Source organism: Paenibacillus pabuli (assembly GCF_039831995.1).
In the GTDB taxonomy this organism is placed as follows: Bacteria; Bacillota; Bacilli; order Paenibacillales; family Paenibacillaceae; genus Paenibacillus; species Paenibacillus pabuli_C.
Window position 1 is genome coordinate 639,347 of the sequence record NZ_JBDOIO010000004.1, and the last position, 14,721, is coordinate 654,067.

Below are 14,721 nucleotides of genomic sequence, written 5' to 3' on the forward strand. Positions count from 1 at the left end.
GGGTATAAAGAGAAAGGAGCATTCTTTTCACATCCATTTATATCACCGAGAGGGGAAAGAACATCATGATTGAAGAACATGACAAGCACGAATTATACGGTAATGATACATATCAAGGAAGAGACTTGGGCGTCACGATCGGCTCTCAATCCTGCCAATTCAAAGTATGGGCTCCAGATGCTGTCCGGATGGACGTGCTACTCTACACGGCATCCACTGCGGAGCTTGCAGGGATACAAGAAGGACAACGATTCGCGACAAAAGAAGTACCCATGCTTAGACTGCAGCAGGGCATCTGGTCTTTGAAGCTGGATGGAGAATGGAACGGTTACCGGTATATGTACCGGGCCACCTTCGAAGGTGGCCGACAGGAGACAGCAGTGGATCCTTATGCAAGGGCAGTTACCATGAATGGTGAAATGGGTGTCATCATCCGGCTGGAACAGACGGATCCCGAAGGATGGAGTCAGGATGTTCGTCCAGAGCTGAGAAGTCCGGTGGATGCCGTATTATATGAGCTGCATGTGCGGGATTTTTCGATTCACTCTTCATCCGGCATGATGAACAAAGGCAAGTATTTGGCTTTTACTGAAACAGGACTGCGCGATTCCGAGGGCAATACTCTGGGGATTGATCATTTGGCCGAGCTTGGCGTTACCCATGTTCACCTGCTGCCCGTGTTTGATTTTGCCACCGTGGACGAATCCAAGGCTGGAGACAGTGCTTTCGGAGGTTCCGAGGATTCCAGCTATAACTGGGGGTATGATCCTCTCCATTACAACGTCCCGGAAGGCTCTTATGCCACACGTGCAGATGAGCCCGGCACACGCATACGGGAGCTAAAGGCTTTGGTGCTGGCACTTCATCAGAAAGGGATCGGGGTGGTTATGGATGTGGTGTATAATCATACGTTTAATACGGCCGACAGTTCGTTTGAGAAGCTGGTACCCGGATATTACTACCGCCAGAATGAGGATGGCACATACAGCAACGGATCCGGGACCGGCAATGAGGTAGCCACTGAACGTCCCATGGTGCGCAAGTTTATTATTGAATCGGTACGTTACTGGGCAGAGGAATACCATATCGACGGGTTCCGGTTTGACTTGATGGGGTTGATTGACACAACGACCATGAGGGAACTTGCTGCAGAGCTGCATGAACACGTGTCTCCGTCCATCCTTCTGTATGGTGAGCCGTGGGCGGCAATGGAATCACCTCTAGGGGAGCGAATGACCCTCAAGGGAGACCAGAATAGAGCCGGACTCGCTGTATTCAACGATAATTTTCGCGGTGCAATCAAAGGGGATAGTGATGGAGCGGAGAAAGGGTTCGCTACAGGTGCGGAGGGAAAGGAAGAGGATATCTGGACGGGTGTAAGGGGAGCCATTACCGATTTTACGGCCAGTCCATCCGAGACGGTGAATTACGTAACGGTTCACGATAATCTGAATCTGTGGGACAAGGTTGCGCATACGCAAGGGCTAGAAAAGCAGCTTGGGTTTATCTCCTATGATGATGAGGGACACGTTCGGGGATATGACAGTGTAGAACGGGCAGTAGAGGATGCGAATCCGTATATGCAGATTGATCCCAATCATGTGTTGGAGAATGAAACGGTTCGGCGCTGCTTGCTTGCAAATGGCATTGTGTTGACTTCCCAGGGAATTCCCCTGCTGGCGGCCGGGGATGAATTCTTGCGCAGCAAATACGGCGATGCCAACAGTCACGAGAGTGGGGATGCTGTCAATGCGATTCGTTGGGAACAAAAACAGCAGTTCAAGTCGGTGTTTGATTATTATCGTGGACTGATTCGCCTTCGACGTGAACATTCGGCCTTCAGGTTCAGAACCCAGGACGATATTGACAAACATGTACGCTTGATAGAAAAAGACAAAAGCCTGCTTGCTTATGAGCTGTCAGGTGCGGCTGCCGGAGATTCCTGGAGGCGGATTATCGTGATTTATAATGCAGCAAATGAAAGCCGGACGATTCCTGTACCTTCCGGAATGTGGAATGTCGTTGTAGAGCAGGGACAAGCAGGTGTCGAACCGCTGCGTACTGTGAAGGAAGGGGAGGTCACCATACCGGCTGTATCCCTGATGATTATGTATGCCAATAATTAAATTTTTGCCTGCTGTAGTAAAGCACCCTTTCCCGCTGCGGAGAAAAGGGTGCTTTATTTTGTTTTTTTCATCAGGACAGGTACAAATGCTGTCAATCTGCGGCGCTTGTTTACATATGCTGTATTTTGAAAGCGATTGCTGCAAGGGTTTGACAAATATCCAGTGAATGACTTCATGAACGCCTCTGTTCAACCGATATGTTGAGTACAGACAACCCCGGGTTGACAAATGACGTCCCGCTCCGTACCATCGGGACAACACGAAATCAATGGATATAAAGGCGGTGGGAACGATGCCGGAATGGACATCTTTTCGTTATGAAGGCAACGATCTTGGCTTAACATATACTCGTGCTTCCAGTACATTCAAGCTGTGGGCCCCGACGGCCCGGCAGGTTTCTATAGTGGTTTTTGAAGATGAGGGCAGCTACAATGCCAATGGATGGGTAACAGAACATGATGGCGGGCAGGCAAGCGACATGACCCGTGATGAAGACGGTATATGGAGCGTGAAGCTGGCAGGGGATTGGGCAGGATATTATTACATGTATCGTATTACGCACGAGGATCAGCGCACAGAAGTAGCCGTGGATCCGTATGCCCGTGCCGTGTCGGCTAATGGGCAGCGGACGGCCATTATCGATCTCGATACAACGCATCCGCCGGATTGGGAGCTGGACGTGAAGCCTGTTTTTCAGCGTCCGGTGGACGCCGTCATTTATGAACTGCATGTGCGGGATTTCTCCTCCGACCCCCATGCCGACATTCCGTACAAAGGAAAATTCCTGGCCTTCACGGCTTCCGGTCTGACTGACAGGGCAGGGCATCGGATCGGTGTGGATCATCTTGCCGAACTCGGGGTTACCCATGTGCATCTTCTGCCTGTGGCGGATTATCAGACGGTGAATGAACTGGAATCCGCTGAAGAAGGCACAACGTTCAGAGCACCCTATAACTGGGGTTATGATCCGCAGCACTATAACGTCCCGGAAGGCTCCTATGCTACCGATCCTCGGGATCCGGCAGTGCGAATTCGCGAGTTCAAAGCCTTGGTGCAGTCCCTGCATCGCCAGGGTATACGCGTTGTGCTTGATGTGGTCTACAATCATACGTATGGTGTCGACGAAGGTCCATTTAACAAGATCGTACCTGGTTATTTTTACCGCTATCGTGCAGACGGCACACTGAGTAATGGATCGGGTGTAGGCAATGAACTGGCTACGGAGCGTCCAATGGTGCGCAAATATATTATCGACTCTCTCCTGTACTGGGCTGAGGAATATCATGTGGATGGTTTTCGCTTCGATCTCATGGGATTGATTGACACGGATACGATGAACGAACTGACCCGTGAGCTGCGTGAGCAGATTGATCCGGCCATGCTGATCTATGGGGAGCCGTGGACAGGCGGAGACTCGCCGCTGGATCGCAAAACCCTGAAAGGTACCCAGCGGGGTCAGGGATTTGCCGTATTCAATGATCATTACCGCAGTGCCATCAAAGGGGACAGTGATGGCAGCGGAAAAGGGTATGTAACCGGAGCGGACGGCATGGAGCATGAGCTTCTTAAGGGAATTGCCGGGGCTATCGATGACTTTACATCGTCACCTGTGGAGACCGTCAATTATGTCACCGCCCATGACAACCTGAATCTGTGGGACAAAATCGCCACAACGATGAATCTCAGACATGAATTGGGGTTTCCGGCGTGGAGAGACGGGCAGCCTGTGGAAGGCGGGAGTGCGGAATCGGCGGTAAAAGCAGCAGATCCCTATCGATATGTGGATGCAGATGATGTGCTTAACCATGAGATGGTTCGCCGCTCTTTGCTGTCCACCGGAATATTGCTTACCTCTCAGGGCATTCCGTTTCTGCATGCAGGAGATGAGATCCTGAGGTCCAAAGCGGGAGATCAGAACAGTTACCGCAGCGGTGATGCGGTTAACGCCATCCCGTGGGCCAACAAGTCCCGTTTCAGACCTGTCTTTGACTATTACCGTGGTTTGATTCATCTGCGTCGCACCCATCCTGCCTTTCGTATGATCAACGCAGACCAGATCCGGAATCACCTTCGTATTATACGTGCAGACGGTAATGTCGTCATATTCATGCTTCAGGACGGGGCCAATCAGGATTCCTGGAATCGAATCATGGTTGCTTATAATGCAACAGCGTACCAGCAGCAGATTCATTTGCCGGAAGGTGAATGGCATGTGGTCGTTAACGACCATCAGGCAGGTACAGACTCGATTGGGAAGGTTAGCGGCATTGTTCCTGTAGAACGCTGGTCGTTAATGGTTCTGTATGATATCGAGCATGCCGGCGGAACGGAACCGGCCACGATCGAGATTAATGCTCCACGGCAGGTGTATAGCCCGGGTGAAACGGCGGGCCTGCGGGCGATTGTGCGTGACCGTCTCGGTAATGTAGTCGAGAATTGCGAAGTCTTCTGGAGTTCTTCAGAGCCGCAGCTGATTCAGATTGAACCGGATGGAACGATCCATGCGAAAGAGACAGGTGAGGCAACGATAACGGTTCATTGTGGTCCTATCTATGCAACGAGCCTCTTGCAGGTAGATCATCGTCATGCCGAACGAATTGAGCTTGTCGGTGAAACCGTTCTGTATACGACACGAATCAGTCGCTTCCGTGCATTGGTGCTGGATCAATTTGGGCAGCCGCTCCAAGGAACCGCCATACGGTGGCATTCCTCCAATTCCGATATTGCAACGGTCAGTTCAGTCGGAATCGTTCGTGCCTTGTCCCCAGGGACCGCGCAGATTACGGCCATGGCTGGCAGTATTCAGTCCACGGTGACGATCAAAGTCCACAAGCATGTCTCACGTCTGGTTACGCTTCGTTATGAACGGGAAGATCAACATTACGAGGGATGGGATGTTTGGGTGTGGGGCACAGGAATGGCAGATGGAGCGGTACCCCTTGAACAGGTGGGCCATGCTGCAGAGGCCCGAATTCGTGTAGCTCCAGGCTTGCATCATCTGGGACTGATTATCCGGATGAATGAGTGGCAGGCCAAAGATACCTGTGGTGACCGATACGTGGATATTGGGCCGGAAGATGGGGATGTACAGATTGTTGTGCAGAGCGGTACAGATCAAATGCAGGTCATACGCGAGAGCGATGAAGAGGATAACCGTAACAGTGCCTGAATCCTTTTGGATAGGCCCGTGTAGGGCTATGAATAAACCTAGGAGCATCAGGCAGTCGGAAGATTATTCCGGCTGTCTTTTTTGGGTCTATATAGCCTTGATTTGCATGCAGAAACGCAAAAAATTGTACAAGCCAATGTTTGAGAAGCACTTTCATTGGGGTAAATAGAGATATGGCCCTAGATTTGGCCATAGAAAAATAAGACCTATTTGGTCTATGAGAGAAGCCGAATGCTTCCCAACACCAATACAAAGTAGGGATCCCTTGAAGGAGGATGTTCAATCATGAAATCCAACGGAAAAATGGCTCAACTTACTGCAACTCCACGAACTGAAAAGAAAGGTGCAGCATTGCGCCTGTTAAGACAAGGCGGACGTGTTCCGGCTGTCGTTTACGGTCCTGAATTTGAAGGGGCCTCCATACATGTGGATGAAAAAGAGATGCTCAAGGTCGCTCGTACAGGTCGTTCCGAGATGTTCAACCTCAATCTGGAGGGGGGCAAAACGGTTCCTGTGTTGATTAAGGATCAGCAGGAGCGCAACGGACGTCTGCTGCATGTGGACTTTTTGCAAATATCCAAAAATAAACCGATCAGCGTAAGTGTGCCGATCGATTTCCAAGGCACGGCTGCCGGTTCCAAAGCCGGCGGTGTGTTCCAGACACAGGAAACCGAATTGGAAGTGGAAGGGCTTCCAGCTGACCTGCCCACTTCTATTGAGGTGGATGTCAGTGGTTTGGAAATTGGCGATCGCCTGACGGCTGAAGATATTAAGCTGGATAAGGGGTTGACCCTTATAACGTCACCCGATTCCATTATCGCATCTGTTATGCCACCACAGGCAGCCGAGGAAGAGCCGACAGCTTCTGCTGATGAGGCAGAACCTGCTACGGTGGAGGAAGAGAAGGCAGCAGACGAATAAAAGGGACATGGGAGGCATGCTCCCTCACCCTAGACAAAGCCCGGTCATGATGACCGGGCTTTTTTTGCGATCGTAGTGATGGTTATAATACATACAAGTGAGTGATACACAGATTCGAAGCGGATCATATCTGCAAACAGGTCAATATAAGTTCATAGGAAAGTAGGGAAGTTCATATGTTTGATCCAACCGTGTATGACAATCTCAAGGTGGGTTTGGAAAATCATCTGTATGATCTCGATAATCTGGATGAGATCATTCATATATCGAACCGGAAAGACAGCTTGGAGATGGCGAGTATGTCCAGAGAGTTCGTGCTGCAGTTCGTTCTAAGGGAGCATACTGAGGTCAAAGGGGAAGTTATACTCCGCAGCTCTCTAGAAGCGCTGGCGGCCGAAATACTTGAGACCCCAGGCAGCCAGCCCGGATGTCATCTAGAACTTCGGTTTAGCCAGGAGACTCCTGACCTTGACAAGCTATGCCCGGCAATTCGCTCCATTATGCAAGTGAGCTGGCCAGATCAGCGCTTGGAACAGGACATTCATTTTGTGTACGGAGAGCAGCCTGTCTTGTACAACGTTTCAAGCCATGTCTATTTTGATCGGATTGTGAACGAAGACCAAATGGGAGATATTCCGGAATTATGTGAACACTTGGTCAACGTTCTGACACAATTAGTGCAGCTGCATCATGTATAATTAATCATCCGCAAAAGCCCTGTCTCTTCTCAAGAGACGGGCTTTTTTGTCGTTTTATTAGAATTGGTTAATAGGCTTTCAGGCTTAGGTATAAGGACTTGTATCTAATATTTTACGCAAGGTAGTCAAAAAATGTATATTAATAAAGGAGAAAAAGTGCAATTGAACTATGCATAATTGGTGAAATTGCGAAATGATGAATGGGACTAAAGATTTATAGATGTACTAAAGGAACTAGTTTTCCTTGCCGATAAAATATCGAAGGGGAGAAACTACATGACAGAGAAATTAATTCGTCTGCTGCGTATACTTCAGGCTATACAAGCGAATCCCGGAATCTCAGCCAAGGAGTTGGCTGCGAAATGTGATACAACTGTACGCACGATCTATCGCGATCTCCGGATTTTGGACAGGGTTGCCCCTATCATGAACGAAGGCTACGGCAAGGGTTATCGGTTTATTGGGAATTTCGCCTTGTATCCACTCGATTTCACGGAGCAGGAGGCCATGGTCTTCTCCATGCTTCCGTCTGTCCTGGATACTTCCCAATTGCCAGCTGAATTCGATGCAGCTTTTGACAAGGTGATGTCGGTGCATGCCAAGTTGAAATCCAGAAACAGCGATATCGTGGAAAACATTGCAGGTATCATTCGGATGGGAACGCCTGCATACCGGGAGGAAGGTAAAGACCCCAATCTGCTTATCCCGATTATTGAAGCCATTCTTAATCAGGAAACCATACGTACCCGGTATCGTACACTGACCAAAAATGATATTACGGTCCGCGAAATTGATCCCTATTATCTTATTCCACGCGATCAGCGCTTTTATCTCGTGGGGTATTGCCATCTGGTGCAGAAGGTGCGATTGTTTCGCATAAGCCGATTTCTGGACGTGAATCAGACAGGTACCCACTTTGACAAAGCGGATTTCAACATAGCGCAGTATATGAAAAATACGTGGTCTGTTGATCGAGGGGACGAACATATTCATTTCAAGGTGAGATTTACTGAAAAAATGGCACCGTACATAAAAGAAGAAGAAATGTTTGTTCGTCCGCGAATGACGGATCTGCCGGATGGCGGATTGTTATTCGAAGTCACATTAAACAGCAGTCGTGAGTTCCTGATGTGGTTATATCAATTTGGCCCTCAAGCGGAGGTTCTTGAGCCCCGTGAGTTTCGAACAGAGATTCGCAAACAACTGACTCAATGGTTGGAGCACTATGAGGTAGATGAATAATTGGTTTGATATTTTAACTCGAAACTTCAAAATAAGGAAAAGGAGAAGAACATGTTATGAAAAGTAAGTTATTTGCCGCCATGGACCGAATGGAGCATTATCATGGTATCCAGGCGTTAAATGTAGATGATACCGTATTTTTGGTTAAGGATCCCAATAATCGTACAGATCGTCAGGCGATCAAGGTTGTTATTCCTCCAATAGGCACAGTGGGATATATCGTGAACGACCCAGTAGTTGTTCCACACGGGTGCTGGGCAGGCTCGGGATTTTATGATGTTTTTCATCAGCAGACCTGTGCGAAGGTCCGGTTTGCCATGAAAGATATGGTTATTGTTGAGCTGATTGAAATGGTACATGTCCCTGTCCCCCAAATGGAGTCGTGGATTACAAGCTGGCAATCGCGGGAAAAAGCATAACCGGTCCCTAAAAGCAATTGGGCAGCTTCGTTAGTCCTTCTGGCCAATTATACTTATTGGCGGATAAGTCTTGTATAAGCTGCTTCCAGATGCATGGCAGTTCGGGACCAGCCAAACTGGTTCACGGCAATGGCCCGCCCAGCCTTACCAAGGGATTCGGCTAGCATCGGATCCCGAGCAAGCTTAAGAAGACAAGCAGCAAAGGGCTGAGGTTTGTCATAAGGAGAGACCAAGTAACCACTGCTGCCTGATTCGATAATTTCACGAATCCCCCCATTGTCTGAAGCGATGACAGGCAGGCCGGAAGCCATGGCTTCAACGTTAACCAGTCCGAAGGCTTCGTGCATTTGAGAAGGGCAGACCAGGCAATCAGCGGCCCGGTACAAGTGGTGTATCTGCTCATGGGCAATTTGTCCGAGAAAAGATGAACGTATCTTCAGTTTTCGGGCAAGTACACGCAGCTTGCGGACATAGACTTTCGGCCCCTTGCCCGCAATAATCAGCTGTACATCAACCTTCTGTTGCACAAGTCCTACTGCGCGAATCAGAATGTCCACACCTTTGCCTGGAATCAGTCTGCCTACATACAGCACAGAAAAGGGTTGTGAACGCTCTGATGGCGTGGAGTGTTTTCCATCGCTTAGCGCTGGAACGAAGCGGGTCAGATCGGCGCCCAGAGGGATGACATTCATCAGATGTTTCACCGAAGGGAACCTGCGTCCCAATCTTTCCCGGAGCGACAAACTGTTGACGGCGATGCAATCGGCTTGTCGTAACAACGCTAATCTTGCGGGTCCAGGCTGAGCGAAGGTCAGAGAGTGAAGGAACAGAATCGCTGGGATATCAGGCAGGCTTCGTTTGATTCGGGCCAGGCAGCGAGGCCTGTTATCCACTTGAATCAGATCGAATGAGCTGTCCTTTATAAGCCGGATGACGGCCTGAATATATCGATCGGGACTGCTGGATGAAACACGGCGGATCGTAATGCCTTCGAGCTGCTCTTTGGCCGGAAGACCGGGCATTTCGCGGCTGATAATGGTGACTTCATGACGTAGTGCAAGTTCGCGAGCGATGCCCAGAATGCTTATTTCAACTGAACCGTTTCCAGGCACAGGTAGTTTCTCCGGTGCGACCATCGCTATTTTCATTGGGCGGCTCCTCCTTGTCCGATACTCGTAACGAATCTTCGTCCGTCACATCTTATGCTTCTACAAGGCATTTGGCGCCTCGGGAAGATAAGAAATGATTAGCGTGCTTGCGAACGAGACTTCGTACTGGAAGAAGAGTATATTTGTGCAAGTACCGATGAAATACGTATTTGTGATATAATGAACAGGTTGCAAATGATTCGTTACGTGGATAGAAACAGGAGGAAGATGATGTTACATTCAACACTGGGCCGCTTCCGATTGCTGCTGTGGCTGCAGGGACTTTCATATGTATTATTGCTGTTTGTTGCATTTCCCTTGAAAAATGCAGGGATCCTGCCTCAATCGGTCACATGGTTTGGCAATCTGTACGGTTTTCTGTTTTTGATGTATATGTTGTTTATGGTTAGTCTGTATACGACGCAAAAGTGGCGTTTACGCCGTCCAATCGCTTTATTTTTTATATCGTTTATCCCGCTGGGGAATTTTGTCTATGATTTTTTCGTTTTTCGCAAAATGGATCAGGGTCAAGGTACCGTCAAATAAAGCTTGACTTTGTGTAGCGTTGTGAATATGATGAGAACAGGTTATTTGAACCGTAAGAAATGCACCAACTAAAACTGTATATTCCTGATGTTAAAGGGGAGTAGCTTTCACAGTAAAGTCGTCAATTCGGGATTATATCCCCGGCTTTATTGGCAGCAATTTGTTGTTAGCGAGACCTTTACCAAGTTTTCACGCTGGGTAAAGGTCTCTTTTTATGGATATAAAAGGATCTTTACCAGCGATGGTAAAGGTCCTTTTTTTGTACATCATAAGGATACTAAGGAGGAGTCAAATTTGGATTTGTCATTATTATTGGAGTATGGTTGGGTACTAATCGTCCTAGTAGTCCTGGAAGGATTGCTGGCAGCAGATAATGCTTTGGTGCTTGCGATTATGGTGAAGCATTTACCGGATGAGAAACGCAAAAAGGCGTTGTTCTACGGTTTGCTCGGGGCTTTTATCTTCAGGTTAGGTTCCTTGTTCCTGATCTCGTTCCTCGTCGATGTTTGGCAGGTTCAGGCGATCGGAGCGTTGTATCTTCTCTACATCTCGATTAACCACATTGCCAAGAAAGTTATGGGCAGTCGAAACAAGACAGACGAAGCAGCCGATGATGCACCGAAAAAAGCCAAGAAACAATCCGGTTTCTGGATGACTGTTTTCAAGGTCGAAGTAGCGGATATCGCTTTTGCAGTCGATTCTATTCTCGCAGCTGTAGCACTGGCTGTGGCGCTGCCACCAAGTGGATTGCCTCCCATTGGCGGGCTCGATGGTGGACAGTTTATCGTCATCTTCCTGGGAGGATTTATTGGTCTCGTCATTATGCGTTTTGCAGCTTCGTTCTTCGTTAAATTGCTTCATTCCCGTCCAGGGCTTGAAGTGGCAGCCTTCGTTATCGTAGGTTGGGTAGGGGTTAAGCTTGCAGTTATTACGCTGGCGCATCCTTCTCTCGGTGTTCTGGATGAACATTTCCCGGAAAATAAAATTTGGAAATTCGGATTCTATATCGTATTGATCACCATTGCGGTATGCGGTTGGTTCCTGTCTTCCAAAGTACCAGCCAAAGAGGATGAAAATCCGATTGAAGAGTTGGAAAAACAAGCGGAAAATTAATTCCACAAGCTAAAACAAACCACATATGTTTCGTAAAAATCAGGGGCTGTAATGAAACAGACCCCTGATTTTTTAGTATATGCATATACATGCAGGACTGTTTATTTTCCAAGAAAAGGGTTGACATATCGAAACGAGTCCGATTAATATAAGACTTATCATTTACGAAGGGAGGCCGAAAGACATGATGGTTGGTTATGATGTTAGATTGACACAGAACCCAAGTCACATAGATACAACTGCATATCCAGCTCATCGTCTCTTTGGCCTCTTACGGGCGACATAGGAGAATCGGCATATCTTTTCACTGTTCATTATGCAGGCATGGATATGTCAATCTCGGCTTATATAGCGATGGAGAACAGACGTGTGGCATCTTCATGCCGTCCTGTTCTCTGTTATTGTCATGAAGAAGTCATGGGCGATCAGTCCATGACTTCTTTTTTTTGTTGTATCGACTGAAGCGGATATGAATTATACGATACAAAAATCCCTTATTTTGAAAAATAACTAAAAGGATAAGAACAGGAAGGAAAAATCACCCTTTATGAATACAGAATTGAATTTATTTACAAGTCAAAACGAATTCCCTGGAGGCTATCGGCATGAAGTAAAATTGCCAGCGGGGGATTTGACGGTATACGCTGCACAGCAATTGTTTTCCTCACTGGACTACAAAGTGTTTGAAATGGCCAACAACAATCTGCAAATCCCCGGCATTTCCTATATGAGTTATACCCCTGACGTTCATGTGGGTGTGGGAACCTGCATCGGTACTACGGCCGTATGGGACGCGAAGACGGGTTACGTGTCTCCATCCATTGTTGGCAGTGATATCGGCTGCGGTATGCGGGTGCATATGACCAACCTGCACAAGAACGATCTGAAGGACGTAAAATTGCGCCGCAAGCTGGTTAAGGCCATTGAGAAGGTGCTGCCGATGGAGGCCAGTCAGCGGGGGCACTTCTCGGATATCAGACTTGAACACATTGTTCGCAAAGGCTTGCACGGTCTGCCCAAAAAATATATTCCGGACAGCTATACACCGAAAAAATCAACATCCTTTACCCATGTGGAAAGCAGCAAATTTGCCTACGATGAGGAAGGACTGAATCTGGTTCCGGATATGACATGGCATCGTGCGCATCGTCAGCTGGGCACTTTGGGCGGGGGCAATCATTTTGCAGAAATCCAGTCCATTGAGATCGCAGAGGAAAATCGTGAGATCGCTGAAGCCTGGGGACTGTATGATGGCCAGATTGTCGTCATGATTCATTCAGGTTCCCGTGCCTGGGGCGGACATGTGAGTCAGACCAGCTCCGCAGCGATTGCCAAAGTGATGCAGCGAAACGGGCTTGGTACATCTGATCCAAGACTGGTTTTTGCTCCGTTGGAACATGCCGAAGGGCGTCATTACGTGAACATGATGTATTCCGCATTGAATTATGCTGTGGCCAACCGCCATCTGATCGCCTACGCTATTCGGGAGGCATTCCGGGACGTATTCGGACCCAAATGTGAATTCCGTACGCTATATGATCTGATGCACAATTATGCCTGGGAAGAGTCTCATGCAAAAGAAGGTAGCGTATTTGTCCATCGCAAAGGAGCGACGCGTGCACTGCCTGCAGGCCACCTGGATAATCCGAAACCTTATATGGCTACAGGCCATCCCGCGCTGATTCCAGGATCCATGGGGACGGCCTCGTATATCATGGTAGGTCAGCCGCAGGGCGAAGATAACTATTATTCGATCTGCCACGGTGCAGGACGCATTCGTTCGCGTACAGCAACCAAGCGCCTGGTTTCGGTAGAGGATTTTGCATCCGCACTTGGCGTAGGTACCGAAGATGAGATAGTGGTGAATCAGCGTTCACTCGAATCGATTATTGATGAGTCGCCACAGGCATATAAGAATGTCGATGAAATTATTGATAGTGTTACCGGTGCAGGCCTGGCTCAAGTTGTAGCCAAATGCAAACCGCTTGCAGCCGTGAAAGGAGCTAAATAATGACAGTACAGAAGGAAAAAGAAGCAACACATATCCAGGCCATCTATGCATATGATCAAATACAGGACGACCAGATTCGAATCCAGGGTTATGCCACTTATGCACGCCTGATTCGGGGCATTATCGAAGCATTAAGCAGCAGGTACGGGGTTCGTTATGAACTGTTTGCCAGTGATGATCCGAACAATGAATACTGGGAGCTTTTGAAAGAAGATTTGTTGAACGACAGTAACGACGTGGAACTGGTTGCCCGGATTTTCGAGGATCTGGAGCTGCGTACACTGCATTATGAAGATGATGGTGATGTGCCTACATACGGTGTGCATTATTCCATTCGCAACAACGTGTTTGCGTATCCCAAATGGGGCGTAGCCCTCGTCCGTATTCCCTTTTTCCGGGATAATGGCATCTACAATGAGGACTTTGTGTTCGCGGTAGGTGAGGAGGAGCTGAAGCAGTTTCTGGGCAGTGTACGCGAACGGGAACGTCAGCAAAATATGAAAAAGGTCACGGTATATACCGATGCCCGCAATGGCAGTGAACGCCATGTAGAATCCATCACCCGCTCGGTGGGAAGAGACGATGTGGTTCTTTCACCCCAGATCAAGCAGGATATTTTCCGCTCGCTGGATCAGTTCTTCGAAGCGGATCGCTCCTTCTACCGGGAATATGACATTCCGTACAAAAGGGGAATTCTGCTGTATGGTCACCCGGGCAACGGGAAAACAACCTTGGTCAAATCGATTGCCGGCAGCATTCCCGGTCCAGCTGCATACTGGCAAATTACCGAATATACCAACAGTGAATCCGTTCGGGAAGTGTTCGAGGCGGCTAAACGCCTGGCTCCAATGGTGCTGATCATTGAGGATATCGATTCGATGCCGGACGAAGTGCGCTCCTTCTTCCTCAATACACTGGATGGAGCCACATCCAAAGAAGGCATTTTCCTGATTGGCACAACGAATTATCCGGAGAAAATAGATCCAGGTCTCATGAACCGTGCCGGACGGTTTGATCGTGCCTATGAAATTCCGCTGCCGGATGAAGCACTGCGATTGCAATACTTGCAGCAGCGGGGATTTCAGGTCTTTGCCGGCGAAGAAGGAACGCATGAAGCTGCTCGGCTCACGGATACATTCTCCCTTGCACAGCTCGGTGAGCTATATGTCAGTGCTGCATTGGAATGGCATCAAAATGGCCGGACGGACATTGTACAAGTTATTCAGTCCATGCGGGGAGAGCTGGATAAGAGCCATAAGCATAACTGGCTGACTCAGCCAGGAAAAGGACGAGCCGGCTTTTATTAATCCTATTCACCACCAAATATT

The 14,721-nt window shown here is 48.5% G+C and carries 11 protein-coding genes; 10 read left to right on the forward strand and 1 reads right to left on the reverse strand.

The features are described 5' to 3' along the window. Nucleotides 1-65: 65 nt before the first annotated feature. The 6 genes from pulA (ABGV42_RS22470) to ABGV42_RS22495 all read left to right on the forward strand — a co-directional run bounded on the left by pulA (ABGV42_RS22470) (nucleotide 66) and on the right by ABGV42_RS22495 (nucleotide 8,575). Nucleotides 66-2,126, forward strand: coding sequence for a type I pullulanase (gene pulA / locus ABGV42_RS22470; RefSeq protein ID WP_347383750.1), 2,061 nt, complete (start codon nucleotides 66-68; stop codon nucleotides 2,124-2,126). Nucleotides 2,127-2,418: 292 nt separating this feature from the next. Next, complete coding sequence (pulA, locus tag ABGV42_RS22475) at nucleotides 2,419-5,295, forward strand: type I pullulanase (protein WP_347383751.1); 2,877 nt, start codon at nucleotides 2,419-2,421, stop codon at nucleotides 5,293-5,295. 285 nt (nucleotides 5,296-5,580) lie between these two features. Beyond that, on the forward strand, nucleotides 5,581-6,216 hold the full coding sequence (locus ABGV42_RS22480; protein WP_347383752.1) for a 50S ribosomal protein L25: 636 nt from the start codon (nucleotides 5,581-5,583) through the stop codon (nucleotides 6,214-6,216). Nucleotides 6,217-6,392: 176 nt separating this feature from the next. After that, a complete protein-coding gene (locus ABGV42_RS22485; RefSeq protein ID WP_347383753.1) occupies nucleotides 6,393-6,914 on the forward strand; it encodes a hypothetical protein in 522 nt (173 codons plus the stop codon). 276 nt (nucleotides 6,915-7,190) lie between these two features. Beyond that, the gene (locus tag ABGV42_RS22490; protein WP_347383754.1) at nucleotides 7,191-8,156 is read left to right on the forward strand and encodes a helix-turn-helix transcriptional regulator; all 966 of its coding nucleotides are present in this window, start codon (nucleotides 7,191-7,193) and stop codon (nucleotides 8,154-8,156) included. Nucleotides 8,157-8,212: 56 nt separating this feature from the next. Next, on the forward strand, nucleotides 8,213-8,575 hold the full coding sequence (locus ABGV42_RS22495; protein WP_347383755.1) for a DNA-binding protein: 363 nt from the start codon (nucleotides 8,213-8,215) through the stop codon (nucleotides 8,573-8,575). A gap of 53 nt (nucleotides 8,576-8,628) precedes the next feature. Here ABGV42_RS22495 and ABGV42_RS22500 read toward each other — a convergent pair whose 3' ends face one another. Continuing rightward, nucleotides 8,629-9,723 (reverse strand): glycosyltransferase family 4 protein, encoded by a 1,095-nt coding sequence (locus ABGV42_RS22500; protein WP_347383756.1) that lies wholly within the window; start codon nucleotides 9,721-9,723, stop codon nucleotides 8,629-8,631. Nucleotides 9,724-9,954: 231 nt separating this feature from the next. Here ABGV42_RS22500 and ABGV42_RS22505 point away from each other — a divergent pair, with 231 nt between their 5' ends. The 4 genes from ABGV42_RS22505 to ABGV42_RS22520 all read left to right on the forward strand — a co-directional run bounded on the left by ABGV42_RS22505 (nucleotide 9,955) and on the right by ABGV42_RS22520 (nucleotide 14,700). Beyond that, a complete protein-coding gene (locus ABGV42_RS22505; protein WP_170948165.1) occupies nucleotides 9,955-10,269 on the forward strand; it encodes a DUF3817 domain-containing protein in 315 nt (104 codons plus the stop codon). A 294-nt stretch (nucleotides 10,270-10,563) separates the two neighbouring features. Further along, nucleotides 10,564-11,382, forward strand: a complete 819-nt coding sequence (locus ABGV42_RS22510; protein WP_347383757.1) for a TerC family protein — start codon at nucleotides 10,564-10,566, stop codon at nucleotides 11,380-11,382. A gap of 547 nt (nucleotides 11,383-11,929) precedes the next feature. Beyond that, nucleotides 11,930-13,393, forward strand: a complete 1,464-nt coding sequence (locus ABGV42_RS22515; protein ID WP_347383758.1) for an RtcB family protein — start codon at nucleotides 11,930-11,932, stop codon at nucleotides 13,391-13,393. After that, nucleotides 13,393-14,700, forward strand: coding sequence for an AAA family ATPase (locus ABGV42_RS22520; protein ID WP_347383759.1), 1,308 nt, complete (start codon nucleotides 13,393-13,395; stop codon nucleotides 14,698-14,700). The genes ABGV42_RS22515 and ABGV42_RS22520 overlap by 1 nt, the downstream gene beginning before the upstream one ends. Nucleotides 14,701-14,721: the final 21 nt, after the last annotated feature.

Coding starts and splice junctions, on each gene's coding strand:
- ABGV42_RS22495 (WP_347383755.1), top strand. CDS start 8,213: ATGAAAAGTAAGTTATTTGCCGCCATGGACCGAATGGAGCATTATCAT.
- ABGV42_RS22505 (WP_170948165.1), top strand. CDS start 9,955: ATGTTACATTCAACACTGGGCCGCTTCCGATTGCTGCTGTGGCTGCAG.
- ABGV42_RS22485 (WP_347383753.1), top strand. CDS start 6,393: ATGTTTGATCCAACCGTGTATGACAATCTCAAGGTGGGTTTGGAAAAT.
- ABGV42_RS22500 (WP_347383756.1), bottom strand. CDS start 9,723: ATGAAAATAGCGATGGTCGCACCGGAGAAACTACCTGTGCCTGGAAAC.
- ABGV42_RS22520 (WP_347383759.1), top strand. CDS start 13,393: ATGACAGTACAGAAGGAAAAAGAAGCAACACATATCCAGGCCATCTAT.
- ABGV42_RS22480 (WP_347383752.1), top strand. CDS start 5,581: ATGAAATCCAACGGAAAAATGGCTCAACTTACTGCAACTCCACGAACT.
- ABGV42_RS22490 (WP_347383754.1), top strand. CDS start 7,191: ATGACAGAGAAATTAATTCGTCTGCTGCGTATACTTCAGGCTATACAA.
- pulA (WP_347383751.1), top strand. CDS start 2,419: ATGCCGGAATGGACATCTTTTCGTTATGAAGGCAACGATCTTGGCTTA.
- pulA (WP_347383750.1), top strand. CDS start 66: ATGATTGAAGAACATGACAAGCACGAATTATACGGTAATGATACATAT.
- ABGV42_RS22515 (WP_347383758.1), top strand. CDS start 11,930: ATGAATACAGAATTGAATTTATTTACAAGTCAAAACGAATTCCCTGGA.